General features: G+C 59.0%; 26 protein-coding genes and 1 tRNA gene. 8 read left to right on the top strand and 19 right to left on the bottom strand.

The features are described 5' to 3' along the window. Positions 1-30: 30 nt before the first annotated feature. The 6 genes from EKL02_RS09030 to EKL02_RS09005 form a co-directional block, all read right to left on the bottom strand. A complete protein-coding gene (locus tag EKL02_RS09030) occupies positions 31-1,626 on the bottom strand; it encodes a ShlB/FhaC/HecB family hemolysin secretion/activation protein (protein ID WP_128901735.1) in 1,596 nt (531 codons plus the stop codon). A gap of 371 nt (positions 1,627-1,997) precedes the next feature. Further along, positions 1,998-2,074: transfer RNA gene (locus EKL02_RS09025), tRNA-Val, on the bottom strand. A 32-nt stretch (positions 2,075-2,106) separates the two neighbouring features. After that, positions 2,107-2,919, bottom strand: coding sequence for a 2-oxo-tetronate isomerase (gene otnI / locus EKL02_RS09020; RefSeq protein WP_128901734.1), 813 nt, complete (start codon positions 2,917-2,919; stop codon positions 2,107-2,109). Positions 2,920-2,943: 24 nt separating this feature from the next. Then, positions 2,944-5,208 (bottom strand): bifunctional (p)ppGpp synthetase/guanosine-3',5'-bis(diphosphate) 3'-pyrophosphohydrolase, encoded by a 2,265-nt coding sequence (locus tag EKL02_RS09015; RefSeq protein WP_128901733.1) that lies wholly within the window; start codon positions 5,206-5,208, stop codon positions 2,944-2,946. 7 nt (positions 5,209-5,215) lie between these two features. Further along, positions 5,216-5,566, bottom strand: a complete 351-nt coding sequence (locus EKL02_RS09010; protein ID WP_128901732.1) for a RidA family protein — start codon at positions 5,564-5,566, stop codon at positions 5,216-5,218. A gap of 76 nt (positions 5,567-5,642) precedes the next feature. Next, positions 5,643-6,509, bottom strand: coding sequence for an alpha/beta hydrolase (locus tag EKL02_RS09005; RefSeq protein WP_128901731.1), 867 nt, complete (start codon positions 6,507-6,509; stop codon positions 5,643-5,645). Positions 6,510-6,635: 126 nt separating this feature from the next. Here EKL02_RS09005 and EKL02_RS09000 point away from each other — a divergent pair, with 126 nt between their 5' ends. Further along, positions 6,636-7,430, top strand: coding sequence for a 3-hydroxybutyrate dehydrogenase (locus EKL02_RS09000; protein WP_128901730.1), 795 nt, complete (start codon positions 6,636-6,638; stop codon positions 7,428-7,430). An 83-nt stretch (positions 7,431-7,513) separates the two neighbouring features. On the opposite strand, the gene EKL02_RS08995 is transcribed toward EKL02_RS09000, so the two are convergent. Then, the gene (locus tag EKL02_RS08995; RefSeq protein WP_206732476.1) at positions 7,514-8,353 is read right to left on the bottom strand and encodes an alpha/beta hydrolase; all 840 of its coding nucleotides are present in this window, start codon (positions 8,351-8,353) and stop codon (positions 7,514-7,516) included. A gap of 229 nt (positions 8,354-8,582) precedes the next feature. Here EKL02_RS08995 and EKL02_RS08990 point away from each other — a divergent pair, with 229 nt between their 5' ends. The 3 genes from EKL02_RS08990 to EKL02_RS08980 all read left to right on the top strand — a co-directional run bounded on the left by EKL02_RS08990 (position 8,583) and on the right by EKL02_RS08980 (position 11,338). Next, complete coding sequence (locus EKL02_RS08990; protein ID WP_128901729.1) at positions 8,583-9,215, top strand: hypothetical protein; 633 nt, start codon at positions 8,583-8,585, stop codon at positions 9,213-9,215. 60 nt (positions 9,216-9,275) lie between these two features. Then, positions 9,276-10,262, top strand: a complete 987-nt coding sequence (locus EKL02_RS08985; protein ID WP_128901728.1) for an alpha/beta hydrolase — start codon at positions 9,276-9,278, stop codon at positions 10,260-10,262. Between the two features lie 77 nt (positions 10,263-10,339). Continuing rightward, positions 10,340-11,338, top strand: a complete 999-nt coding sequence (locus EKL02_RS08980) for a ketoacyl-ACP synthase III (RefSeq protein WP_128901727.1) — start codon at positions 10,340-10,342, stop codon at positions 11,336-11,338. A 66-nt stretch (positions 11,339-11,404) separates the two neighbouring features. On the opposite strand, the gene EKL02_RS08975 is transcribed toward EKL02_RS08980, so the two are convergent. Both EKL02_RS08975 and EKL02_RS08970 read right to left on the bottom strand, forming a co-directional pair. Next, positions 11,405-12,058 carry a 3-oxoacid CoA-transferase subunit B gene (locus EKL02_RS08975; RefSeq protein WP_128901726.1) on the bottom strand — a complete coding sequence of 218 codons (654 nt, stop codon included), beginning with the start codon at positions 12,056-12,058 and terminating at the stop codon, positions 11,405-11,407. Between the two features lie 15 nt (positions 12,059-12,073). Further along, on the bottom strand, positions 12,074-12,772 hold the full coding sequence (locus tag EKL02_RS08970; RefSeq protein WP_128901725.1) for a CoA transferase subunit A: 699 nt from the start codon (positions 12,770-12,772) through the stop codon (positions 12,074-12,076). A gap of 142 nt (positions 12,773-12,914) precedes the next feature. Here EKL02_RS08970 and EKL02_RS08965 point away from each other — a divergent pair, with 142 nt between their 5' ends. Next, the gene (locus EKL02_RS08965) at positions 12,915-13,475 is read left to right on the top strand and encodes a LuxR C-terminal-related transcriptional regulator (RefSeq protein WP_128901724.1); all 561 of its coding nucleotides are present in this window, start codon (positions 12,915-12,917) and stop codon (positions 13,473-13,475) included. A 10-nt stretch (positions 13,476-13,485) separates the two neighbouring features. On the opposite strand, the gene EKL02_RS08960 is transcribed toward EKL02_RS08965, so the two are convergent. Together EKL02_RS08960 and EKL02_RS08955 are read right to left on the bottom strand one after the other, a co-directional pair. Next, entirely contained in the window at positions 13,486-13,890 is a 405-nt protein-coding gene (locus tag EKL02_RS08960) for a thioesterase family protein (protein WP_128901723.1), read from the bottom strand. Between the two features lie 53 nt (positions 13,891-13,943). Then, entirely contained in the window at positions 13,944-14,720 is a 777-nt protein-coding gene (locus EKL02_RS08955) for an SDR family oxidoreductase (protein WP_128901722.1), read from the bottom strand. Between the two features lie 156 nt (positions 14,721-14,876). On the opposite strand from EKL02_RS08955, the gene EKL02_RS08950 reads away from it, so the two are divergent. After that, positions 14,877-16,559, top strand: coding sequence for an electron transfer flavoprotein-ubiquinone oxidoreductase (locus tag EKL02_RS08950; RefSeq protein ID WP_128901721.1), 1,683 nt, complete (start codon positions 14,877-14,879; stop codon positions 16,557-16,559). A gap of 119 nt (positions 16,560-16,678) precedes the next feature. On the opposite strand, the gene EKL02_RS08945 is transcribed toward EKL02_RS08950, so the two are convergent. The 5 genes from EKL02_RS08945 to phaC all read right to left on the bottom strand — a co-directional run bounded on the left by EKL02_RS08945 (position 16,679) and on the right by phaC (position 22,581). Then, complete coding sequence (locus EKL02_RS08945) at positions 16,679-17,254, bottom strand: DVUA0089 family protein (RefSeq protein ID WP_128901720.1); 576 nt, start codon at positions 17,252-17,254, stop codon at positions 16,679-16,681. Between the two features lie 210 nt (positions 17,255-17,464). Next, a complete protein-coding gene (locus EKL02_RS08940) occupies positions 17,465-18,637 on the bottom strand; it encodes a cystathionine beta-lyase (protein ID WP_241687843.1) in 1,173 nt (390 codons plus the stop codon). A 28-nt stretch (positions 18,638-18,665) separates the two neighbouring features. After that, positions 18,666-20,030 (bottom strand): 30S ribosomal protein S12 methylthiotransferase RimO, encoded by a 1,365-nt coding sequence (rimO, locus tag EKL02_RS08935; RefSeq protein ID WP_128901718.1) that lies wholly within the window; start codon positions 20,028-20,030, stop codon positions 18,666-18,668. A gap of 88 nt (positions 20,031-20,118) precedes the next feature. Then, positions 20,119-20,688: a polyhydroxyalkanoate synthesis repressor PhaR gene (gene phaR, locus EKL02_RS08930; protein WP_128901717.1), complete on the bottom strand. Its 570-nt coding sequence runs from the start codon at positions 20,686-20,688 to the stop codon at positions 20,119-20,121. Positions 20,689-20,868: 180 nt separating this feature from the next. After that, entirely contained in the window at positions 20,869-22,581 is a 1,713-nt protein-coding gene (phaC, locus tag EKL02_RS08925) for a class I poly(R)-hydroxyalkanoic acid synthase (RefSeq protein WP_241687842.1), read from the bottom strand. A 68-nt stretch (positions 22,582-22,649) separates the two neighbouring features. Here phaC and EKL02_RS08920 point away from each other — a divergent pair, with 68 nt between their 5' ends. Continuing rightward, on the top strand, positions 22,650-22,877 hold the full coding sequence (locus tag EKL02_RS08920; RefSeq protein WP_128901716.1) for a hypothetical protein: 228 nt from the start codon (positions 22,650-22,652) through the stop codon (positions 22,875-22,877). A 40-nt stretch (positions 22,878-22,917) separates the two neighbouring features. Here EKL02_RS08920 and pgeF read toward each other — a convergent pair whose 3' ends face one another. Both pgeF and EKL02_RS08910 read right to left on the bottom strand, forming a co-directional pair. Continuing rightward, complete coding sequence (gene pgeF / locus EKL02_RS08915) at positions 22,918-23,691, bottom strand: peptidoglycan editing factor PgeF (protein ID WP_128901715.1); 774 nt, start codon at positions 23,689-23,691, stop codon at positions 22,918-22,920. Further along, a complete protein-coding gene (locus EKL02_RS08910; protein ID WP_241687857.1) occupies positions 23,688-24,638 on the bottom strand; it encodes an RluA family pseudouridine synthase in 951 nt (316 codons plus the stop codon). Before EKL02_RS08910 ends, pgeF begins: the two co-directional genes overlap by 4 nt. A 113-nt stretch (positions 24,639-24,751) precedes the next feature. On the opposite strand from EKL02_RS08910, the gene EKL02_RS08905 reads away from it, so the two are divergent. Further along, positions 24,752-25,549: an outer membrane protein assembly factor BamD gene (locus tag EKL02_RS08905; protein WP_128901713.1), complete on the top strand. Its 798-nt coding sequence runs from the start codon at positions 24,752-24,754 to the stop codon at positions 25,547-25,549. 61 nt (positions 25,550-25,610) lie between these two features. Here EKL02_RS08905 and yaaA read toward each other — a convergent pair whose 3' ends face one another. Next, on the bottom strand, positions 25,611-26,387 hold the full coding sequence (gene yaaA, locus EKL02_RS08900; protein ID WP_128901712.1) for a peroxide stress protein YaaA: 777 nt from the start codon (positions 26,385-26,387) through the stop codon (positions 25,611-25,613). Positions 26,388-26,398 lie beyond the last annotated feature (11 nt).

Genomic DNA, 26,398 nt, shown 5'->3' with positions numbered 1-26,398 from the left:
TTCATATGTCCTTGTTACGACCCGAGCATCCTAGTACGACCAGTTCAACTTGAAATGCAGGCGATCGTCTCCTGCGGAGGTATTGCCGGCGCTCGCCATGGCATGAGCGACATCGAGCTGCACGGCCAACTGTTTTTGAAGCGAAACACGCAGGCCGACACCAGCGCTGCTGATGGCATTGCGCGCCCGCTCGCCCGGCAGGGGCTTGTTGCGCCTGAGCCCGGCGCCATCGATGAATCCGAGCACCCGGCATTGGGCGCCATCCCAGGAGAAGCTGCCGCACAGGTTAGGTGTGTACACTTCCGCGCTGGCAAAAAATCCCGAATCGTTGGAAACCTCGCGCTCACGATAACCGCGCACGGAAGATGCGCCACCGGCGCCGAACTGCTCCCCCGGCACCAGCGCATCGGGCGTGTACTGGCCATTGATCGTCAGGCGCGCCTGCCAGTCAGTAGCAAAGGCATGGCTCAAGCCCGCGCCAAAGCGCAGCAGCTTGTAGGAAGCGGGTGCGCCGACTCGCGCCTGGGCAAAGTCGGCATTGCTGCCGTTTTCACCGCCCGGCAAATTGTGGATCGCGCTCACATAGTAATTAAGCGCGCTGGCGCCCGGCACCCAGTTGCCGGTGTAGGTCAAGCTAAGCGGACGCACCGTGACATCATTGCCGAGCTGCAGAGCCACGCCCGGAATTTGCACATCGCTCTGGTAAGCCTTGTAGTCGATGCCATAGATCAGCTTGCTGTCGTATTCGCCACGCCGCACCAGGGTCTGGTTATAGCGCGCGCCCAGCACGGTGCCGCGGCCGCTGATATTGAGGTTGACCAGTCCAGCGGCAACGGTGCCTGAATCGACATCCGAATAGCTGCCGAACACATCGACGGAATCACCCAGTGCATACAGCGGGATGTGGTAACCAATGCCATAGACGCCAACGCGACTTGGTTCCTCCACCGTGGTCTGGTATTGCAGGCTCAGGACGTGGTCGAGGCCGCCGACGTTCGCATGCTGGAACAGCACCCCGATATTGTGCTTGCCGGTCGCTGCCTGTCCGCTATTGTCGAGGTTGACGCCGATGGTCCAGGGCTTCTCATCCTCGACCTTCAGTACTGCATCGACCACCCCTTCGCGTTCGCCGCTCTGCAGGTTCAGGGTGGTTTTCTTGGCCGGATTTTCATTGGCCATGCGCAGGCTGGCGGAAATATCGTCCAGGGCGGGCACTTCACCCTCACGCAAGTTCGGCAGGCTGCGCCGCACATTGGCGGTATCGACAAAGCGGTTGCCTTGCACCTTCACTGCACCGACCCGGGTTTCCACCACCCGCAGGCGCACCACGCCCTGGTTCAGCTCCTGTTCCGGCAGCACCACCTGTACCAGTTTGAAGCCACGCTTGTGATAAGCCGCTTCCAGTGCCTCCAGGGCGCGCTGGACATAACCGAAATCGCGTGCCTTGCCGGCGAACGGCGCCAGTAGAGTTTGCATTGCTTCCGGCTTGAGCAAGGTATTGCCTTCCACCTCGAAGCGGGTAATTTCGAACCGGCCAATGGGATTATCAGCTTCCACGGCGGCATGGGCCATGGTCGCAGCCGAAAGCATTGCACCGAGAATCAGGCGGGAATAGGGAAATTTCATTATTGTTGTGCTGGCTCTGACGGTAGACGGCGATGTCACTAATACGGTTTAGGAGCGGAAAATTGAAAGGCGCTTGCCTTTGAAAATTTCCAGCAAGAAATATGCCGGATTCACAGGTGCTAAAACCCTGTTCTGGACAGTGTTTATTCTTGATGATGTTAAATAATTTGTTTCGAGATAGCAAACAAATTACTTGCGGCAATGTAAATCATCGTTAAAACGTTACAGGACATTCGAGGCCAGCATGCCTGAACAACACTTTTGCGCGCGATCCTGGATATTTGATTTTTTTAGCGGACGGGAAAAGAAAAAAGCCAACTCGTTGAGTTGGCTTTTAGTATTGATGCGTATTATTTTTGTTTTTGATTCGTTGGTAGGCACGATTGGACTCGAACCAACGACCCCTACCATGTCAAGGTAGTGCTCTAACCAGCTGAGCTACGCGCCTAAAGAAACGAAATTATAAGGGCATTTTTGCATTTAGGCTAGTCCCGGCTGCAAATTGATAGTTTGCCGTTCACGCCATGCCTGCAACCAAGCCAAACCTTCCGAAGTGCCGGCACGCGGCCGGTATTCGCATCCCACCCAGCCCGCATATCCGAGCGCATCCATCAAATCGAACAGGTAGGGATAATTGATCTCGCCCAGATCCGGCTCATGCCGCTGCGGCACACCGGCAATCTGGATATGGCCGATGCCCGCCAGATCCCGCCGCAGCGTGGTTGCCAGGTCCCCTTCGACGATCTGACAATGGTACAGGTCGCATTGCACCATCAGGTTGGCCGCGCCGACTTCCCGGCAGATCGCATGCGCCTCGGCTTGCCGGTTCAGAAAATATCCCGGCATGTCGCGCGGATTGATCGGCTCGATCAGCACGGTGATGCCTGCCGACGCTGCCTCGCGGGCCGCATGCGCCAGATTGGCAAGATACACTTCGTGCTGGCGCGCCCTGTCCTGCCCCGATTGCAGCAGGCCCGCCATCACATGCAGATGCCGATTGCCCAGCACGGCGGCATATTCCAATGCCTGATCAAAGCCGCGGCGAAACTCTTCTTCCCTCTCAGGCAAGGCCGCTATACCGCGCTCGCCCGCACCCCAGTCGCCTGGCGGCGCATTGAACAGGACCTGGGTCAAGCTGGCTCCGTCGAGCCGCGCACGGATTTCCAAGGCGGCGAAATCATACGGAAACAGAAATTCCACGCCCGCGAAGCCATCCGCCGCCGCCGCCGAAAACCGTTCGAGGAAGGCATGCTCGTTGTACATCAGGCTGAGGTTGGCGGCAAATTTCGGCATGGCGCTTGTCTGTCTTTTGACAGGCTATTTGCGGCGCGCATCGATCACGCCGCGCACCTCGCGGATGATCGCCAGCGCCTTGGCGAGCTGTTCGGTCGAGCCGATCTCCGCCGTAAAGGCCATGCGTGCCTGCCCTTTCACGCTTTGCGTGCTGACACCAATAACATTGATCTTCTCGCGCATGAGGATTTCAGAGATGTCGCGCAGCAGACCCTGGCGATCCTGGGCGATGATGAAAATATCGATCGGATAGACCGTTTCCTTGCCGGCTGTGCCCCAGGTCGTCTGGATCACGCGTTCCGGCGCATGCACCCACATCTCGGCAAAGTTCTTGCAATTGGTGCGATGGATCGAAACGCCCTTGCCGCGCGTGATGAACCCAACGATCTCGTCCGGCGGCGCCGGCTTGCAGCATTTGGCCAGCTGCGTCATCAAGCCCTCGGTGCCGACCACCAGCACGCCCGACTTGGCGCCCTGGGTCACGCTGGATGCGCGGCTCTTGCGCGGCACGACTGCCGCATCCGGGTTGGCCGGCGGCTGCTTTGCCGCATCGCCTTCATGCAATGCGTTTTCCACGGTGCGCAGGCTGAATTCATCCTTGCCCACCGAAAGAAACAAATCGTCCGGCCGCGGAAACCCCAGCTTGTGCGCCAATTCTTCCAGGTTGACCGCGGTCTTGCCTTCGCGCTGCAAGGTTTTTTCGATCAGGCCACGCCCAGTTGCGAGGGTGGCCTGCTGGTCGAGTGCATTGAACCAGGCGCGCACCTTGGCGCGGGTGCGCGGGCTGGCGGCATAGCCGGCGCTGAGCCAGTCACGCGAAGGACCGGCCGAGGCGGCGCTGCTGCCCTTGGCAGTGATGATTTCCACCGTCTGGCCGTTTTTCAGCGGCGTATTCAACGGCACCATGGCGCCGTCGACGCGCGCGCCGCGGCAGCGATGGCCGATATCGCTGTGCAAGTGGTAGGCAAAGTCGATGGGCGTGCCGCCTGCGGGCAATTCGATCACGCGCGCCTGCGGCGTCATCAAGTAGATGCGGTCGTCCAGCGTGGCTGACTTGAGCTTTTCCACCCATTCGCGCCGGCCCTCTTCCTGCCCCACTACGGCATCGGTGATTTCGCTCTTCCAGGCCAGCAGCTGGCGCAGCCAAGCGATCTTCTCGTCATATTTTTTAGCGGCGAAATTCGAACCGCCCGATTCCTTGTAGCGCCAGTGCGCCGCCACGCCGTATTCGGCGAAATGGTGCATTTCACGGGTGCGGATCTGCACTTCAAGGGCACGTCCGTCGTCCGCCGTCACCACGGTGTGCAGCGACTGGTAGCCATTGCCCTTGGGACGCGCGATGTAGTCGTCGAACTCGTGTGGAATCGGCGTCCAGATGTGGTGCACGATGCCCAGCACCGTGTAGCAGGTCTTGATATCGTCGACGATCACGCGGAAGGCGCGCACGTCGTACAGCTCGGAAAAGTCGATCGACTTGCCCTTCATCTTGTTCCAGATGCTGAAGATATGCTTGGGCCGGCCGGAGACCTCTGCGCTAATCCCGGCGGCAGCCATCTCCGACTGCAGGCGCGCAATCGCATCGGCGACAAAAGCTTCGCGGCCGAGCCGTTTTTCTTCCAGCATCCTGGCGATGCGCTTGTAGGTTTCCGGCTCGATGAAACGGAACGACAAGTCTTCCAGTTCCCACTTCAGCTGCCACACGCCGAGGCGGTTGGCCAATGGCGCATACAGGTCCAGCGTGGTGCGGCCATAATCGCGGGTGCGGTCGTTGTCGAGTTTCAGGTCGGCGAAATAACGCAGGGTCGCCACGCGAGACGCCAGGCGCACCAGGACGGCGCGCATGTCGGTCGCCATCGCCAGCAGCATCTTGCGCAGGGTTTCCAGCTGCAGCGCAGCCCTTTGCTGGGCGCTCTTATTCTTGCCCTGTTCCGGTTCGTGCTGGTCGAACGTGGTTTCATGCAATCGCATCAACTGGCGGATGCCGGCGACCAGGTCGACAACCTCCTTGCCGAAACGCTCTTCTAGCATTGCTTCCTGGGCCGGCGCCAGCATCGGCACCTCGAACAGCAGCGCCGCCATGCGCGTGTCGGCATCGGTTTCCAGGTGCGCAACGATGCTCGCCACTGTCACGGCATAGGCGTAGGCATCCTGGCCCTTGATGACATTCTTGCCTGCATAAAGCGGTTGAATGAAGTCCAGCGCTGCGCCAACGCGCGCAGCATCGGCGGCATTCAGGCCAGCCACCAGCAAATCGTGGCTGGAATGTTCGGCGGCGGTTACGGAAACCATAAGATCATTATTTTTGTGCTGCGGTGACAACCATCTCGACCAGCCATTCCGGCCGGGCAAGCCGGGCCTCTACAGTGGCGCGCGGCGGCGCATTGCCCGGCGCGACCCACGCGTTCCATGCTGCATTCATGCCATCGAAATTGGCCAGGTCGGACAGATAAATCTGGCACATCAGGATGTGCGCCTTGTCGCTGCCACCCTCGGCCAGCAAGCGGTCGATATGCCCCAGCACTTCACGGGTCTGGCCGGCAATATCTCGGGTGACATCTTCAGCCACCTGCCCTGCCAGATAGAGCGTGCCATTGTGTATTGCCATCTCGGACAGGGTTTTGCCAGGATGGAAGCGTTGAATAAGCATGACGTTAAAAGCCGTTACAGAGACAGGTGAGGCATAGTCGGTTCAGGCGGCAGCATGTCGCCTGAGGTTCAGACTATCAATCCAGCAAAAAGTCTTTCACAATCGCGATCTGGTCTTCATGCATCAAGGTCGGCGCATGGCCGACACCCTCGAGCTCCACCACTCTGGCGCGCGGCCCACGTTGCGCCATGTCCTGTGCTGTCTTGGCCATCAGCAGGCCGGACTGGGCGCCGCGCAACAGCAAGGTCGGACAAGTGATTGCATCGTATTGCTGCCACAAAGTCGATTCCGAGCCGATGACGTCATCAAAATAAGCATGGCGGAAAGGCTTTGCAAGCCTCAGATCATAATGGCGCGTCCATTGACCATCTTCAAGTTGGCGCAAGACGCTTTTGGCGAGCCGCTGCCACTCGTCATCGGTATGCGGGCCGAAAGGAACGGAAATGGCGCGCACATACGTTTCGGCGTCATCGTAGGTTGGCCAGCGCAAATCATGGCCGATATAGTCGGCGATCGTGACGAGCGAGGTCATGTCCAGCGCCGGCCCCACATCGTTCAGCACCAGTTTGCGAATCGGATTGCCGGGCATTGCGGCAAAGGGGATGGCGATCAAGCCGCCCATCGATGTGCCGACCCAGTCCACCGTCTCGACATCGAGCCGCGCCAGCAGGGTAACCATGTCGCTCAGATATTGTGAAATGACATAGTGCATCGGATCGCGCAGCCAGTCGGAACGCCCGCGCCCGACAATGTCCGGACACACGACGCGGTATTCATCGCACAAAGCTGCCGCAAGATTGTCAAAATCATCAGACACACGGGTCACGCCGTGCACGCACACCAGCACTTTCGGATTTTTGGGATCGCCCCATTCCTTGTAAACCATGTTATGCAGTCCGACTGGGGACAAACACTGAACGCTTTTAATCTGAGGCTGGGTCATCTCTGGTTAATCTGTCAATAATATGGATATCAATCAACATTTTACTGCCGGATAAGATTAAAATCCTAGCTCCGTCACCGAGCGGTAATAATTTATTTTATATAAGACACATTGGAAGAGGACATCATGCAAGGCAAGACGCTTCAAGGTAAAACCGCCCTCGTTACCGGCTCGACATCGGGCATCGGTCTGGGCATTGCCCGCTCACTGGCCGCAGCGGGCGCCAATATCGTATTCAATGGCTTTGGCGACCTGAAGGAAATCGAAGCCTTGCAACAAGCCGTTGCGCAAGAATTCGGCGTACAAACTGCCTATCACAATGCCGACATGTCCAAAGCTGCCGAGATTGAAGCTTTGATGAAGTTCGCTGCCGACAAGTTCGGCGCCGTTGATGTGCTGGTCAACAATGCCGGCATCCAGCACGTGAGCAACATTGAAGATTTTCCGGTCGAGAAGTGGGATGCCATCATCGCCATTAACCTGAATTCCGCTTTCCATACCACGCGCCTGGCCTTGCCGGCCATGAAAGCGAAAAACTGGGGCCGCATCATCAACATTGCCTCGGTACACGGCCTGGTTGGTTCCGCGCAAAAATCCGCCTATGTCGCAGCCAAGCACGGCATTATCGGCCTGACCAAGGTCACTGCCCTGGAAAATGCACAATCCGGCGTCACCGCCAACGCCATCTGCCCGGGCTGGGTGCTGACCCCGCTGGTACAAAAACAGGTGGACGCACGCGCCGAAGCCGGCAAGATCTCCAACGATGAAGCCAAGCGCCAGCTGCTGCAGGAAAAGCAGCCGTCCGGCGAGTTCGTCACCCCGGACCAGTTGGGCAGCCTGGCCGTCTACCTGTGCAGCGACGCTGCCAGCCAGATGCGCGGCATGTCCCTGAACGTCGACGGCGGTTGGGTCGCGCAGTAAGCTTGCCTGCAAGCGCTACGGCGCTTCACAAAAAAATCGCGCGGCACCCCGCGCGATTTTTTCGTTTACGCCATCGCAATCGTTCAGCCTTCTGCCAGAAAATCCAGCACGATATTGATCTGGTCACCCGCCATGAGCGGCGGCGCGTGGCCGATGCCCTCGAACACATGGGCGCGCGCCCGTGGATTACGGCGCAGCATCTCTTCCAGCGTTTCCTGGGTCAGGATCCCAGACTCGGAACCGCGCAATATCAGTACCGGAATATCGATCTTTTCCCACAGGTCCCATGCCTGGAAATCGTCGTTGATCTCGCGGAAGCTTTCACGGATGCGCGGATCGTAGGCCAGCCGCAAGTCGCCCTCCTCCGTGATCCGCGACCCGATGCGCGCCAGGTGACGCCACTGCTCGTCCGTCAGATCACCAAACTTGGGATACAGCACGCGCAAATGCGCCTCGACCTCGGCATGGTTGCGGAAGCGCTCATCCCTGCCGATATACTCGGCGATGAATCTCATGCCCTCCCTGGTGATAAAGGGGCCGACATCGTTCAAGACCAGGCGCTTGATGGGATGATTTTTTTGCGTAGCAAGAAAAATACCGAGCAAGCCCCCCATCGACGTGCCGATCCAGTTCACCTTGTCATTGCCTATGCGCGCCAGCAATGCTGCAGCGTCGGTCATGTATTGGGGGAACCAGTAATGCTGCGGATCCACCCATTCGCTGCTGCCCCGCCCGACGGTATCCGGACAAATCACGCGGTAATGGTCTTCGCAAGCCTTGGCAAACCAGTCGAAGTAACGGCTGTTCAAGGTCAATCCATGCGCGCAGACAATCACGTCGCGATTGGCCGGATCGCCCCATTCGGTATAAGCCAGCCGATGAAAACCCGCAGGACCCATGCTTGAAAATTGATGCTGCCTCAAATGCTCCTCCACTGATGGAATGTAACTATTTTTAAATAAGTTTCTTTATATCACTTTTTTCCTCTTGGAAAATGTTAAAAATGATCGGTAAACTGCCTGACCGGAGAGTCTAAGCGCATGGAAAAACATCAATGATTCAAGTAAACTATTAACAAGTGCACTGCTGCACCGGACAGGCTCTTCCTGCCGGACCGAACCAACCCAGCTTCACCACCCTACCGGAGACCCCATGGCTGACCGATCCATCGAGATTCGCCAACGCGCGATGGAATATTTCAAGCAACAGCAAGAGCTCAGCCCCGATGCACAGACCCGTCTCTGCCTGTTCCTGCAAGGCGTCAAGAGCATCAATGCCACCATCCTGGCGCGGGTCGAATTTCAGCCAATGGAATGGGTTCCCTACAAGTTCCTGCACAGCCAGTGTTTCAAGGAAGTCGAGTTGACCACGCTGCTAGGCAAGTCCACGGCCTGGAGCAGCAACCCGATGGTCTTCCTCGCCGCCACGCAGCTGAACCTCGCCTTGTGGCAAGAGACCAGTGCGGCGCGCTTCATGGGCGGCATGCTGAAGGTGGACCGCAATTTTTACGAATACCTGGCGCTGTCGCACGCCTTCCTCTCGGTGATTCGCATCCTGCCCCTGCTGTCGGTGCAGACCAACCTGAACACGCCATTCTTTTCGACGCTGAAGGAAATCGAGGAAGAAAACGGTCGCCAGATCCAGACCCAGATCCGCCTGCTCAAAGACATGGCCATCGACCTGCCCATGGAAGAAAAGGAAAACATCATCGAGTCCCAGCGCCAGATCGTTGAAAAGCTGTTCCTGCGCCTGCTTGCCGAGATCACCGAAATCCCTGCAGCGTAAGGCTTTTTCCACCCGATCCGCCCCAGGCGCCAAAACCGCGCAGCATCCCAGGACACCACCATGCCCGTTTTCCGTTACAAGAATTCCGAGATTTACTACGACCTGATTGGCAATGAAGGCGATCCCGTCTTAACCCTCGTAAACGGCTTGTCCATGCGCACCTCGCATTGGGCGCCCTATTTCAAGATGCTGCCGGCAAAAGGCGTGCGCGTGCTGTCCTATGACATGCTGGGCCAGGGCTTTTCCAGCAAACCCATCCTCGGCGTGGATTTCGACGACCATGCCATCATGCTCAAGGCGCTGCACGATCATCTCGGCATCGAGCAAGCCTATGTGATGGGCATTTCGTTTGGCGGCGTGGTGGTGCTGCGCTACGCCATGATGTTCCCTGATGCTCTCAAGGGGCTCTTGCCGATATCGACTTTTTCCGAACTCGACCCGGTGCTGACTTGCCACGCAGCCAATCTCTACATCAGCATGGCGCGGGTGGGCTTCGAGTTCTATCTCGACTTGCTGATGCCGCTGAACTTCACCAACGAGTGGCTGACGAAAAACCGCGACCTGCTCGCCATCGTCAAGCGCGTCGGCAGTAGCGGCAACGAGCTGCACGGCATCCAGAATTTGATGGAATCGCTGGCGAAATTCTCGTCGATCACGCCGGAGCTGGCGAAAATTACCGTCCCGACCCTGGTGCTGAACGGCGAATACGATGCCCTGACCCCACGCCACCTGCATGACGTCATCCGCGCCAACACGGCCAGTTCACGCATGCTGATTGTGCCCAAAATGTCGCATGCATTCACCCTCGAAGTTCCCGAACTTTGCGCGCGCATTTTCGCGGAATTCATCCAGCAGGTCGAAAGCGGCACCTGGCAAGGCGACCAGACCGTGTGGATCGCCAATGAAGATCCCAAGGCCGCCGAGCTTGCCTACCAATGCCCGGGCGACCACCTGCGCTACGTGCCGCAAACCAGCATGGAGCCGACCACCAAGGTCAAGCGCGCCAGCTGGTCCGGACGCGCAGCCAAACGCGCCCGCACGCGCTAGGCATCGGACAAACCGCTACTTGTGGTCAATAACCTTGTGTGTCATTATTTCTTCACAAAAACTTGAAGGAGACCGGGATGCCGCGCATCGCCAACATCATTTCGACAGCGCATTACCTGCCAGAGCATAAGGTCACCAATGAAGAACTCAATGCGCGCTTCACTGCACTGGGCAATCCCGACGTAATCGGCAAGTTCACCGACAGTACCGGCATCAAGCAGCGTTTTTACGCCCCGGACGACTGGGCGACATCCGACCTGGCCGCGGCAGCCGGGCGCGAAGCGCTCAAGCGTGCCGGCCGCAAGCCGGAAGAGGTCGACCTGCTCATCGTCGGCACCGATTCGCCCGACTACATTACGCCGGCCACCTCGGTGGTGGTGCAGCACAAGCTGGGCACGAAGAACGCCGGCACCTTCGATGTCGGCTGCGCCTGCGCATCTTTTCCGACCGCGCTGGCGATTGCCGCCGGCCTGATCGCGACGAATGCCGGCATCAAGACCATCCTGGTCATCGGCGCCTACATGATGCACCGGCTGGCGGATCCAAACGATCCCACCATTTTCTTTTACGGTGACGGCGCCGGCGCGGCTGTCGTCGAGGCAGGCGACAAGCAGGGCTTCATCGGCGCGGCCATGCAGGCCGATGGTGAGTTTGCGCAATCGTGGGGCATCTTTGCCGGCGGCACGGCTGAGCCAGCCAGTGAACAGGCGCTCAAGGACGGCCGCACCCAGGTGCGCCTGGTCAAACGCTACCCGCCGGAGATCAACGACATCGGCTGGCCCAAGCTGTTTCACCGTCTGGCAAAGGAAAACAATTTCACCCCCGACGACGTCGACCAGCTCATCTTTACACAAGTGCGCAAGCCGACCATCGAACTGGCCGCGAAGAACTGCGGCGTACCCATTGAAAAGTGCCACATGATCATGGATAAGTGGGGCTACACGGGCTCGGCCTGCATCCCGATGGCGCTGGACGATGCCATCAGCCTGGGCAAGGTCAAGTCGGGCGACCTGGTGGTCATGATCGGTTCGGGCGTTGGCTATAACCAGGCCGCGTGTGCGATCCGCATGACCTGAAAGTGGTTCGGGGAATAAAAAACGGCGCCTGCTTGCAGGCGCCGTTTTCATTGGAGCGATCGCGGCTTAGGCCACTGCGCTCGTGTCCAGCGTGGCTTCAGTGTTTTCCTGCACTTCTTCCTTGGTCACGCCAGGCGCCAATTCGATCAGCTTCAGGCCGTTCGGCGTCACATCGATCACGCCGAGGTCGGTAATGATGCGGTTGACCACCTTCACGCCGGTCAGAGGCAGGTTGCAGTTATTGAGGATCTTCTTGGAGACAGAACCATCCTTGCCCTTGGCAACGTGTTCCATCAGCACGACCACGCGGCCAACACCGGCCACCAGGTCCATCGCGCCGCCCATGCCCTTGACCATTTTGCCTGGAATCATCCAGTTGGCCAGGTCGCCGGTTTCCGACACCTGCATCGCACCGAGGATGGCGATGTTGATCTTGCCGCCGCGGATCATCGCAAACGAGTCTGCCGAGCTGAAGAAGGACGAGCCTTTCAGCGTGGTGACGGTTTGCTTGCCGGCATTGATCAAGTCGGGATCGATTTCATCTTCAGTCGGAAACGGGCCGATGCCCAGCAAGCCGTTTTCCGACTGCAGCCAGACTTCCATGTCGTTCGGCACATAGTTGGCCACCAGGGTCGGCAAGCCGATGCCCAGGTTGACGTAGAAACCATCCTGCAATTCTTTCGCCGCGCGAGCGGCCATTTCATCACGAGTCCATGCCATGTCTATTCTCCCCTGTTACTTTGCACGCGTGGTGCGTTGTTCGATGCGTTTTTCCGGCGTGGCGTTGACCACGATGCGGTGCACGAACACGCTGGGAGTATGGACCTGATCCGGATCGATCTCGCCGACTTCGACCAGTTCCTCGACTTCGACGATGGTGACCTTGCCGGCCATGGCGACGTTCGGGTTGAAGTTGCGCGCAGTCTTGCGGAACACCAGGTTGCCGGCCTTGTCGGCCTTCCAGGCCTTGACCAGGGAGACGTCAGCCACCAGCGCACGTTCCATGACGTATTGCTGGCCATCGAATTCGCGGATCTCCTTGCCATCGGCGACGATGGTGCCCACGCCGGTCTTGGTAAAGAAAGCCGGAATACCGGCGCCGCCGGCACGCAGCTTTTCAGCCAGGGTGCCTTGCGGCGTGAATTCCAGTTCGAGTTCGCCGGACAGGTACTGGCGTTCGAATTCCTTGTTTTCGCCGACGTAGGACGAGATCATTTTCTTGATCTGGCGGGTCGTCAGCAACTGGCCGAGGCCGAAACCGTCGACACCGGCATTGTTGGAAATGGCAGTCAGGTCTTTTACGCCCGAATCACGCAGCGCGCCGATCAATGCCTCAGGAATGCCGCACAGTCCAAAACCGCCAACGGCGATGGTCTGGCCATCCTTGACGATACCGGCCAGGGCGGTGGCCGCATCAGGATAAACTTTCTTCATACTCCCCCTCGTCTCTCTCTTTTAAAAGTGGAACTGCTGCTACAGTACAGAGCACGCCAGCATAAGATGCGTACCGGCACTGTACAATACCGTAAAAATACCTTATGTTCATCCCCTGCATACCACCATTTTTGACGGCTTCATGAGCATAACGCCAGCGATCGACTACGAAAACATTTTTTTGCGCTCCCCGGTGGGCATGTGCGTCAGCCAGAATCGCATCATACAGGCTTGCAACGACACCCTGGCGCAGATGTTCGGCTATTCTCGCGGCGACCTGGTCGGCAAATCCTTCCTGGTGCTCTACCCCACCCCGGACGAATTCGAACGCACGGGTGCGCGCATTTCGCCCATCCTGAATGCCAAAGGCTGCTATTCGGACGAACGCATCATGAAACGCGCCAATCAGGAACTGTTCTGGTGCCACGTCAATGGCCGCTCGCTGGTGCCCAACGACCCGCATGCCGCCGGTATCTGGACATTCCAGGACTTGAGCGCCAAGCGGCCGGTTACCGCCGAACTGACCCCGCGCGAACGGGAGATCGCGGCGCTGCTGGTCGAAGGCAAGACCAGCAAGCTGATCGCCCGCCAGATTGGCCTCAGCCCCCGCACGGTAGAAATGCACCGCGCCAAGCTGATGCGCAAGTTTTCCGCCGCCACTTCCAGCGAACTGGTGCACCGGCTGGTGGGCATGTCAGGCTGAAGCGCCGGACTCAAGTCTCCAGCATTTCACGCAGGGACTGCGGCAAGGGCACCGATTTCTCCTCGGCGTAATTCACCCAGACCACCTTGGCCCCGCCTTCGGCAACCAGAACGTCCGGCTGGTCGGTGCGGCAGATCTCGACAATGGTTTCGAAGCTGGAACGCCCTGGTGAGGCAACAAAGGTACGCACTTCCACCTCGCCGGGATATTTGAGCTGACGCAGGAAAGTACACCGGGCATTGACGACGACAGGCCCGTCGCCGCGCCCGTCCATCGCCATGCCGCGCACCTCCATCCATTCGATACGCGCCTGTTCCATGTAGCGGAAAAACACCGTATTGTTGACATGGCCGAAGGCATCCATGTCACCCCAGCGTATCGGCATGCGCACGGTGTGCGCCAGTTTTTTATCCATGACTTCCCTGCTTCCTCTTGCTTGCCCTGATTGCCTTCCATTCGGCAGTGCGTCTATTGCACGCTCATGCCGTCGTCAGCGGCGATGATGGCGCCATTGATAAACTGCGAATCTTCGGACGCAAGCAATAACAGCAAGCCATCGAGAAATTCCGGCTCGCCGACGCGCTTGCGCGGCAACATGGTAACCAGTTTTTGACCAGCCTCGCCGGCAAGGAAATCAGCATTGAGCTCGGTACCGATATAGCCGGGACAAATTGCATTCACATTAATGCCATAGCGCCCCCACTCGACTGCCATGGCCTTGGTCATGTGGACCACGGCAGCCTTGCTCATGCCATAGATGCCGATTTGGGGAATGACACGCAAGGCGGCAACGGAAGCAATGTTGATGATGCGGTGCTGGAGTTGGGCATCGCCCTTGGCACGGGCAACCATGCGCCTGGCGACTTCCTGCGCCACGAAAAAGGCGCCGCGCTGGTTGGTATCCATCACGAAGGCATACTCTTCCGGCGTCACATCGGCGAGCAACTGGCTGCTTGCCACACCGGAGTTGTTGACCAGGATATCGATCGGCCCGGCTTCGGTCTCGGCATGGGCGATGGCTGCCTTGATGCTGCCGTAATCGGTCACATCCAGGGCCACCACATGCGCCGCGCCGCCATCGGCTTCAATTTCCGCGCGCAATTCCTTCAAGCGCTCGACGCGCCGCGAAGCCAGTACCACTTGCGCGCCGGCCCGTGCCAGGATCTTGGCGAATCGCGTGCCGAGACCACTCGACGCGCCCGTCACGAGCGCGATCTTTCCCTCGAAATTCATTTCAACGCCCACATTCCCTCCTGGCCTTTGTCTCGCGAATTATCGCCTGCAAAAACGCTATCATTACATGAAAGCCGGCATATAGATCCACGCTAACTGGCATTCTCCTGCAAAATCCCGGACAATCCACGCTGACGTTGAATAATTTTAATTTATGTGGGAGAAGCAATGACGCAATCGGCAAGCCAGGACCTGTTGGAACAGTATGGCCCGCGCGAAGCAATGGAATACGATGTGGTGATCGTCGGCGGCGGGCCCGCCGGCCTGGCAGCCGCCATCCGCCTGAAGCAGCTCGCCACGGCCAAGGGCAATGAGGTCTCGGTCTGCGTGCTGGAAAAAGGCGGCGAACTCGGCGCCCACATCCTCTCCGGCGCCGTCATGGACCCCGTGGCAATCGCCGAACTCTTCCCCGACTGGCAGGAACGCGGCGCACCGCTCACCACGCCCGTCACCGAAGACCGCTTCCTCTTCCTGTCCGAAACCAAGGCCTACAAGACCCCCAACTGGCTCTTGCCGGGGTGCTTCCAGAACCACGGCAATTACGTCATTTCGCTGGCCAACGTTGTGCGCTGGCTGGGCCAGCAAGCCGAAGCACTGGGCGTGGAAATCTTCCCCGGCTTTCCCGCCGCCGAAGTGCTCTACAACGATGATGGTTCCGTGAAGGGCGTTGCCACCGGCAACATGGGCGTGGACCGCGAAGGCCAGCCTACCGCGGCTTTCCAGCTGGGCATGGAACTGCATGCGAAGTACACCCTGTTTGCCGAAGGCGCCCGAGGGCATCTGGGCAAGCAATTGATGGCCAAATATGACCTGAATGCCGGGCGCGATCCGCAAACCTATGGCATCGGCATCAAGGAATTGTGGGAAATCGACCCGGCCAAACACCAGCCGGGGCTGGTCATCCATACCGCCGGCTGGCCGCTGGACAATGCCACCTATGGCGGCTCCTTCCTCTACCACCTGGAAAACAACCAGGTGGCGGTGGGCTACGTGGTGGGTCTGGCGTATGAAAACCCGTATCTCTCGCCCTTCGAGGAATTCCAGCGCTATAAAACCCATCCCGCCATCCGCAGCTTCTTCGAAGGCGGCAAGCGCCTGTCGTATGGCGCCCGGGCCATTACTGCCGGCGGCCTGCAATCGCTGCCGAAACTGGTCTTCCCCGGTGGCGCGCTGATCGGCTGCGATGCGGGCTTCCTGAATGCCTCGCGCATCAAGGGAAGCCATGCGGCCATGAAGACGGGCATGCTGGCCGCGGACGCCGCCTTCGAGGCGCTGGGCGCCAGCCGCCAGCACGATGAACTGAGCGCCTATCCTTTGGCCTTCGAGCAATCCTGGCTGCATGAAGAATTGCACAAGGCGCGCAACTTCAAGCCGGCCATGGGCAAGGGGCTGGTGATGGGCACCCTGCTGGTGGGGATCGACCAGGTGCTGTTGAAAGGCAAGGCGCCCTGGACGCTGCACCATACCCATGCCGACCATGAAAGCCTGAAACCTGCGGCCAATTTCACGCCGATTGCGTATCCGAAACCGGATGGCAAGCTGACCTTTGACCGCTTGTCCTCGGTGTTCATTTCCAACACCAACCATGCCGAAGACCAGCCGGTGCATTTGACCTTGAAGGATGCGAGCGTGCCGGTGCAGGTGAACCTGGCGACCTATGCGGGGCCGGAGTCGCGCTATTGCCCGGCCGGGGTGTATGAATTCGTGAAGACGGAAGAAGGCGCCGACCGCCTGCAGATCAATGCGCAGAACTGCGTGCATTGCAAGACCTGCGACATCAAGGACCCGACCCAGAACATCGTCTGGGTCACCCCGGAGGGCGGCGGCGGGCCGAATTACCCGAACATGTAGTAAAAAACCTAGTAAAAAACCCGAACCAGGCGATTGCCCGTTCGGGTTTTTTTATTCCGCATGAAATCAAGCCTGGCGCAGCCTGGCCAATTGCAAGGCCCGGCGCTGCAGGCGTGAAATCAGGTCTTGCGGCGAACCGCCAGGCCCAACGCAGCCAGTGCGGTCAGCATCAGCAGCAAGGATTGCGGCTCCGGAACCACGCCCTCGATGGCGACATCCTGGGAAAAGGTCAGACGGAAATCCCGGTACGGACCATGGATACCGCTGGAAACCGTGTCATTGCGGACGTAGTCGAAATTCGTGCAGCAGTGGCTGATTGCGAGCGTGTAGGAACCGGCGGACAGGTTAGCGAAACTCAGGAAGGAATCCAGGACGCTGGTCGACCCATCGGAAAAATTCCAAGAGTCATCATTTGCGCCGACAAAAGCGCCGGTAAAGGCACTGTGCGACGAACCGTTATTGACGAACAGCGACAGGTAGATATCGTCGATGCCAAAGCCGGTCGAACCACCGGTAAAGCCATTGGCCCATGCATCAATCGACAGTGCGCCACCGCTATGGCCGAAATTGACGAATCCCCAGCTTCCATCCGCACCGGCAACCGTACCGTTATAAACAGTGTTTGCAGACGATGCGCCGGCAGTGCCGAGCAGCGCAGCGAAGAAAATGGATTGGACGATTTGCTTAAATTTCATGTTGACGCCTCCTTGAATTGATTATTCTTAACCAAAAGCAACATCCATGCCATTTTAAATTTCTTCTTTGAAATCAATCCGTTGGGAAATAATCGAAAGCATCGAATCGGCTCACTGTAAAAACATTCGACAAATCCAGGACAATAAAAAAGAGAAAGCCGGCTTGCGCCGGCTTTCTCAATTCAAGGATGACGGCAGAAATGACAGAATCTATCCCGTCAACATCCGCAGCGCGAGCTCGAGGTCCGCAATCAGGTCGTCAGGGTCTTCCAGCCCGATATTGAGCCGAACCAGCTGGCCAGCATCTTGCCAGCTGCTGCGCATGGCCTGCATGCGATAAGGCACTGCCAGACTGTTCGAGCCACCCCAGCTGAAACCGATCTTGAAAAGTTTCAGGCTATCGACAAAACGGTCGGTTTGCTCTTCGCTGTAACGCGCATCGAATATGATTGAAAACAATCCGCCGGCACCGGAAAAATCGCGTCGCCAGTATTCGTGCCCGGGGCATTCCGGCAGTGCCGGATGCAGCACGCGGGCGATCTCGGGGCGTCCCTTCAGCCAGGCTGCCACCTTGCGCGCCCCCTCGTCATGCGCTGCGAAACGCAGCTTGAGAGTTGGCAAGCTGCGCAGCACCAGGTAGGCATCATCCATGCCGATACCAAAGCCGAGGCGCATGTGGGCTGCTTCCAGCTTGCGGTGCAATGCCGTATCGCGCGTGACGAGCGCACCCATCAACACGTCCGAGCCGCCCGACTGGTATTTGGTCAGCGCCTGCATGACGATATCGACACCGAGGTCAAAGGCACGCAAGGCAACGCCCGCCGACCAGGTATTATCCAGCGCTACCAGCACGCCCTTTTCGTGCGCGGCACGGCAAATCGCCGGCAAATCGGGCACTTCCATCGATACTGATCCCGGCGCCTCGGCCCAGACCAGCCGGGTGTTGGGGCGGATCAGCGCGGCAATGCCGGCGCCGGCGAGCGGATCGTAATAGCGCACGGCAATGCCGAAATCCCGCGCCAGCCAGTTGCCCAACTCGCGGCTGGGACTATAGACATTGTCGGGAATGAGCACATCGTCGCCGCTCTTGAGCAAGGCAAAGTCCACCAGCGCAATCGCCGCCAGGCCGCTGGGCGCCAGCACGCAATGCTTGCCATCCTCGATTTCGGCGAGCCGCGCTTCCAGGGTGAAGCTGGTCGGCGTGCCGTGCAAGCCGTAGGTATAGGCAGACTTGTCCTGCCAGCTGCGCGAACGCAGCGCTGCCACGCTGGAAAACAGGACGGTGGAAGCGTGGTGAATCGCAGTCGGAAAGGCGGCAAAACCGCCGGGCGCCGTGTAGTCGCTGTGGACCAGCGTGGTCTGCGGGGATTTTGGCGTACTCAATGCGCCTCCTGCGAGTTCAGGGAATTGATTATGCTGCCGCCCACAAGTCATGCGCATCCGCGGCGGTGATTTCCACCTCGACGAACTCGCCGACCTTCAGCTTCTTTTGCGGCTCGAAAGGTCGCTTGACGTACACCACGCCATCGATTTCCGGCGCGTCGGCTGCCGAACGGCCAACGCCGCCGCCAGTCGGCTCGACTTCATCGATCAACACGCGCATGGTCTTGCCGACCTTGGCCTGCATGCGTTTTTTGGAAATTTCTTCCTGCAGCAGCATGACGCGGCCACGCCGCTCCTCGCGCACTTCTTCCGGCACCGGGTTGGCGAGCTGGTTGGCGGTGGCGCCTTCCACGGGCGAATAGGCGAAGCAGCCGAGGCGATCGATTTCGGCTTCCTTCAGAAAATCCAGCAGGTATTCGAACTCGGCTTCGGTCTCGCCGGGGAAGCCGGCGATGAAGGTCGAGCGGATGGTCAGGTCCGGGCACATCTTGCGCCAGGCGGTGATACGCTCGATATTTTTTTCGCCGCTGGCAGGACGCTTCATGCGCTTCAATACATCCGGATGGGCATGCTGCAGCGGCACGTCCAGGTACGGCAGGATGCGGCCTTCGGCCATGAGCGGAATGATGTCGTCGACGTGCGGGTACGGGTAGACGTAGTGCAGGCGCACCCAGGCGCCATATTGCGCAGCCAGTTCGCCAAGCGCGGTGACCAGCTGCGTCATGTGGGTCTTGACCGGCTTGCCGTTCCAGAAGCCCATGCGGAACTTGACGTCAACGCCGTAGGCGCTGGTGTCTTGCGAAATCACCAGCAATTCCTTGACGCCGGCCTTGAACAGGTTTTCCGCTTCGAGCATGACGTCGGCGATCGGCCGCGACACCAGGTCGCCGCGCATCGACGGGATGATGCAGAAGCTGCAGCGGTGGTTGCAGCCTTCGGAAATTTTCAGGTAGGCGAAATGCTTGGGCGTCAATTTCACGCCCTGCGCCGGCACCAGGTCACTGAACGGGTCGTGCGGTTTGGGCAGGTGCAGGTGCACAGCGCTCATGACTTCACCAAGGGCATGCGGGCCGGTGACGGCCAGCACCTTGGGATGCACTTTCTGAATGATGTCGTCGCCGGCGGCATCCTTCTTGGCGCCAAGGCATCCGGTGACGATGACCTTGCCGTTTTCATGCAGTGCTTCGCCGATGGCATCCAGCGACTCCTGCACGGCGGCATCGATGAAGCCGCAGGTATTGACGATCACGATGTCGGCGCCGTCATAGGACTTGGCGGTTTCGTAGCCTTCGGCGCGCAATTGCGTCAGGATTTGTTCGGAATCGACCAGCGCCTTGGGACAGCCAAGGGAAACAAAGCCGACTTTCGGCGTAGGAGAAGATGCGTTGGACATAAAAAAAGGGGACAAGAGCGAATCCGCTATTGTACCCTCTTGTGCGCTGTCAATTGCGCCGTGACCGGCGCCAGGCCGGTCAGACTGACTACTTGTTCTCGCCATCTCCCTTTTCGCCGGGTTGCACGAAAGGAAATACACCAAACATGTTCTTGGTCTGGTTCTGCATCTGTTCCTGCATCTGGATGAACATGTTCTTGCTCTGTTCGATGTAGTTACCCATGATGCCTTGCATCATCGGTCCCTGGACATTCATGAACTGCGTCCACATCTCCGGCGTAAACGGCTTGCCTTCATAAAAACCCTTGGAGCTTTCCGCCAGCTTGTTCTGGATTTCGATGAAAGCCTGGATATTCTTTTCCAGGTAAGAACCCATCATCCCCTGCATGGCATGGCCGTAGTAGCGGATGATCTGTGCCAGCGCCTGGCTGGAAAACATCGGCGAACCGTTGGATTCTTCTTCGAGGATAATTTGCAGCAGGATGCTGCGGGTCAGGTCTTCACTGGTCTTGGCATCGATCACGGCAAAAATTTCGTTATCGAGCACCAGCTGCTTGACATCGCTTAACGTGATGTACGAGCTGGTTTGCGTGTCATACAAGCGACGATTGGGATACTTCTTGATCAAACGCTCAGGAATCTTGGGTCCGCTAGTCATTGAACTTCCAGTGTATTGCGCCGCAACGCATGTCAGGCAAATGAAAGAATGGCGCACCAAAGTGCGCCATGGAATTACGCATTATATTGCGTTAAAACAAATATTTACGCAATTATGACAAAATTGTACGCCAATTGTTGCGGCGCAGGGACGAGGCATCCAAAACGATGCCGCGTACGCTCAGGCCTTGGCCTTGACGTAACGCCCGGGTGCCGGTTCGAGCGGCACGTACTTGTCATTACCGTATTCGGCAGGCGCCTTGATTTTTTTGCCCGCATGTTCGGCAAGAAAGTCCGCCCACTCATTCCACCAGCTGCCAGGCTTTTCGGTGGCGGACGCCAGCCAGGCATCGGCATCGGTCACAGCGGCATCGCTAACCCAGTAGTTGCGCTTCTTTTTGACCGGCGGGTTGATGACGCCGGCGATATGGCCCGAAGCGCCCAGCACGAAACGGTTCCGCCCTGGTTTCTTGGGGTTCAGCAGGCGCATCGATGCAAATGCCGAAGTCCAGGGAACGATATGGTCTTCGCGCGAGCCATAGATGAACGTCGGTGCGTCGATGGCGCCAAGGTCCACCTGCTCGCCGCAAATAGTCAATGCACCAGGGTCCTTGAGCTTGTTTTCCAGGTACATGTTGCGCAGGTACCAGGCATACATGGGCCCGGCCATGTTGGTGCTGTCTGCATTCCAGTAGAGGAGATCGAACGGCGGCGGCGCTTCGCCTTTCAGGTAGTTGGCCTTGACGTAATTCCAGATCAGGTCGTTCGGGCGCAGGATGGAGAAAGCCGAGGCCATGTCGCTGCCCTTCATCAGGCCGCCGCGGCCGAGGGTTTGTTCGCGCATGCGCACGTGCCCTTCGTCGATAAAGACATCGAGCACGCCGGTGTCGCTGAAATCGAGCAGCGCGGTCAGCAGGGTCAGGCTGGCAATCGGCTTTTCGCCGCGCGCATACATGACGGCCAGCGCGCTGGAAATCAGGGTGCCGCCGACGCAGAAGCCAAAGGCATTGATCTGTTTCTGGCCGGAGATTTCCTGCACGGTGTGAATCGCTTCGATCACGCCATCCTGGACATAATCGTCCCAGGTGGTTTTCGCCATCGAAGCATCCGGATTGCGCCAGGACACAAGGTACACGGTATGCCCCAGCTCCACCAGATGGCGTACCACCGAGTTTTGCGGTTGCAGGTCGAGAATATAGTATTTGTTGATGCAGGGCGGCACCAGCAGCAGCGGCTTCTGGAATACCGTCGCGGTTTGCGGACGGTACTGGATCAGCTGGAACATGGCGTTTTCGAACACCACGGCGCCTTCGGTAATCGCCAGGTTTTTGCCCACCTCAAACGCCGATTCATCGCTTTGCGAAATGCGCCCTTTGCGCATGTCGGCCAATAAATGGCTGATGCCCTTGGTCAGGCTCTCGCCCTTGGTTTCGAGGATCTTTTTATGGGCCTCAGGGTTCGTGGCAAAGAAATTGGCCGGCGACATGGCATCGATAGTTTGCTGGACAGCAAACTGAATGCGCTGCTTGACCTTGTTGGGAGCTTCCACAGCATCGGCCATCGATTGCAGGAAACGGGCATTGAGCAGGTAGGCCGCCGCGGTAAACGCATGCAGTTTATTGGCTTGCCATTCTTGCGAGGCGAAACGGTTATCCTGCAGCGCCAGGGTCTCGTCCGACGCCAGTTGCTGCCAGAGCGAGGTGAACTGTTTCAGGTAATCACCCTGCAACTGGGCCACCACCTTCGGGTCGAGCTTGACTTCAGCGTCACCGACCTTGAGGGCAAAGGCATCGAAGCCCGGCTGGGCTGCCTTGAACAAATCCTGAAAGGCGCCGGGATCGGCGATCTGGGTCATCCACATGGTCGGATGCATTTGCGGGGGAAGATTGATCATGGCTGTCAGCTGTGTCGATTTGCGGTATCGTGGAAAACCTGTCGAATTGATTGCTTGCGGACTTGCTTATGCTACTGATTGTTGCGATTGCCTGGATTTACGTTGTGCTGATGATGTCGATCACCGAACACACGGTGGTTGCAGGCATTATGACCTTTTTGCTTTACTGCGTGTTGCCTTTGGCAATTATTTTATATCTGATGGCAACACCGCAACGCCGGCGTCGTCGCCAGCGCGAACAAAGTGCATTAAAGACCGCTACATCAGAAGAACCCCCTCCTCCGCCGGACCACTAGCACACAGGCATGTTCGCCGGGGTATTGCCACATTCAGTTGCTAGTCATTCAGCCAGACCAGCGACGCCATGCGCCCGGTGATTCGGTCACGCCGGAAAGAGTAGAACCGCGCAGCATCCGTCATTGTGCAAAAGCCGCCGCCGGAAATCCGCTCCACGCCCTGCCGATGCAAGATCAGCCGGGCGAGAGCATAAATATCGGCGAAATATTTTCCAGAGTTATTGATATTCGGCAAGAATGCAGCATGGGCGTCACTGGCGCCATCCAGGAATGCCTGCCGGACGTCCTCGCCCACTTCAAAGCTGGCAGGCCCGATTGCCGGCCCCAGCCAGGCCAGGATCTCGGACGCACCTGCCGCGCGCATCGCCGACACCGTGTTTTCCAATACGCCAGAGGCCAGGCCGCGCCAGCCGGCGTGCGCTGCCCCCACTACCCTGCCCGTGGTGTCGCAGAACAAGACCGGCAAGCAGTCAGCCGTCTGGATCACGCAAACCGCGCCTGTCCCGATCGCGATGCTGGCATCAGCCTCGGGGGCACCGCGCACCTGTGCGGCATCGAGCACGGCGCTGCCGTGCACCTGCGTCAACCAGGCCGGGTCGGCAGGCAGCAGAGCACGCAGCCTCGCACGGTTTTGCGCCACCGCCTCCGAGTCGTCACCGACGTGAACGCCCAGATTCAGGCCGCCGCCGCCGGCGCCATCGTCATACCCCCCCCGGCTGACGCCGCCGCTGCGCAGGGTGGAAAGTGCGCTGACGCTGGCAGGCGCACCATGCCATTGCGGCACCAGCACAAAAGGACCGGGGGCGGCGCTCATGCCGGCGCGGGTATGCCGGCACGCGCCAGCAATTCTGCGAAATCGGCGGCCAGCGGCACGCTCCATTCGCATGCGGCGCCGGTTTGCGGATGCACCAGGCCAAGCCGGCAGGCCTGCAGCGCCTGGCGCGGAAAGTAAGGCGCCAGGTGCGCCTTGCCGTAGAGAGGATCGCCCACCAGCGAAAAACCGAGCGATTGCATGTGGACGCGAATCTGGTGGGTGCGCCCGGTTTCCAGGTGGCAGCGCAACAGGCTGACGGCGCGGCCGTCGAGCGCTCCGGTGGTCACGCGCTCAAAGTGGGTCAGCGCCGGCTTGGCGCTGGGGCTTTCGCTCACCGCCATCTTCAGCCGGTCACGCGCATGCCGGCCGATGGCGGCTTCAACCTTGCCGCGCGCCACCGGCGTACCCCACACCAGCGCCAGGTATTCGCGCTTGACGCTGCGGGCCTGCAACTGCCGCACCAGGTCGGTATGCGCTTCCAGGGTTTTTGCAACCACCATCAGGCCGCTGGTTTCCTTGTCCAGGCGGTGCACGATGCCGGCGCGCGGCACCCCGGCCAGCGACGGCAAGTGATGCAGCAAGCCATTCAGCAAGGTGCCAGACCAGTTGCCGGCGGCCGGATGCACCACCAGGCCGGCGGGCTTGTCCAGCACCAGGATGGCGTCATCCTCGTGCACGATGTGCAATGCCATTGCCTCCGGCTTGAATGCCTGGTCTTCCGCGGCCGGCTGCGGATAAACGATGACGGTCTCGTCGCCCAGCACCGTCGTTTTCGTGCGGGCGGGCTGGCCGTCGAGGCTGACGTGGCCGGACTCGATCCATTGCTGCAGGCGGCTGCGCGAATATTGCGGCAACAACTTCGACAAGACCTTGTCCAGGCGATCTCCCCCGGCCTCGGTACCCAGGCGCAACTCGATCGGCGCGGCCGCTTCCGCCTCGTCGCGCACGTCCTCAAGTTCGTCATCGTGCAAAATTTCGGCCACTTCGGGCACTACTGGTAATCTCACGGTAAATCCCATCGGCTATAATCCGCCTATTGTCCAATTTGTAGCAAATACACATGCCAAGAAAATTCCTGAATGCGGCCACCCTTGCCCTTGCAATGCTGGTGTCGGCCTGCAGCCTACTGCCGGACCAGATCGACGAAACCAAGGACTGGTCTGCCGGCCGATTATACTCGGAGGCGCAGTCGGAAATCGCTGCCGGGAACTACGACAACGCCATCCGCACCCTGGAGAAGCTGGAATCCCGTTATCCTTTTGGCACATATGCGCAACAGGCGCAAATGGACACGGCCTACGTTTATTTCCGCCAGGGCGAACAGGCACAGGCGCTGGCGGCGGTGGAACGCTTCATCAAGCTGCATCCGAACCACCCCCACGTCGATTACATCTACTATCTGCGCGGCCTGATCAATTTTAACGACAAGCTGAGCCTGTTCAACTTCCTGTCCCGCCAGGATCCGACAGAACGCGACCCCAAGGCCGCGCGCGAAGCGTTCGACTCGTTCAAGCAACTGACCGATCGTTTCCCTGACAGTAAATATTCCCCCGATGCGCGCGACCGCATGCGTTACCTCGTCAATGCGATGTCCGCCTATGAAGTCCATGTGGCCAACTACTACTATCGCCGCGGCGCCTACCTTGCCGCCGCCAACCGCGCCCAGCTTTCCGTAAAGAACTATCCGGAAACCCCGGCAGTCGAGGAAGCGCTCTTCGTCATGGCGCGCTCCTATGATGCGCTCGGCCTGGATGCCTTGCGCGACGATGCCGAACGCGTCCTGAAAATGAACTATCCCAACAGTGTCTACTTCCGTGGCGGCAAACCCAAGACGGGCTCCTGGTGGAACCTGTTCTAAAGGCCCGGCCTCCCGGAACAGCCCCGCCCTTCCGCATGGCGGGGCTTTTTTTTGGGGGGACTCAGGCAGCTTGCCGGCGGCGAAACACCCAGGTATTTTCGTTTGACGCCTTGGCATCGAACCGGTAGCCATCGCTGTCGAAAGACTGCAGGTCGCGTGCGCGGACAATGCGGTTTTGCGCGGCATAGCGCGCCATGAGGCCACGCGCCCGCTTGGCGTAGAAGGAAATGATCTTGTAGCGGCCGTCTTTCCATTCCTCGAATACCGGGGTAACCACCGGCGCGGACAACAGCTTCGGTTTGACGGACTTGAAATACTCTTCGGATGCCAGGTTGACCAGGGCTTCGCTGCGACGCTCGGCCAGCACCGCGTTCAGGTTTTCGCTCACCTGCTCGCCCCAGTAGGCATACAGGTCACGGCCGGCGGCAGTCGCCAGCTTCGTGCCCATTTCAAGGCGATAGGGCTGCATCAGGTCGAGCGGCCGCAGCACGCCGTACAAGCCGGATAAAATACGGACATGCGCCTGCACATAGTCCAGCGCGGCCGGCGCAAGCGTTGGCGCATCCAGGCCTTCGTAGACGTCGCCATTGAAGGCGAGCACGGCCTGGCGCGAATTCTTGCGGGTGAAACGCGACGACCAGCTTGCATAACGGCCGTGATTGAGCGAAGCCAGCGGGTCGGAAATCTTCATCAGGCTGGCGATTTGCGCCGGCGAGAATTCGCGCAAGCATTCAATCAGCCTGGCAGCTTCTGGAATGAAGGCAGGCAGTGTATGGCTATCAGTGACGACCGGCGTTTCGTAATCGAGCGACTTTGCGGGCGATAGGACAATCAACATGGAATCAATAT

This window comes from Janthinobacterium sp. 17J80-10, assembly GCF_004114795.1.
In the GTDB taxonomy this organism is placed as follows: Bacteria; Pseudomonadota; Gammaproteobacteria; order Burkholderiales; family Burkholderiaceae_D; genus Paucimonas.
Note: the sequence above shows the minus strand (reverse complement) of the source record. Positions and strands in the feature narration are given on the sequence as shown.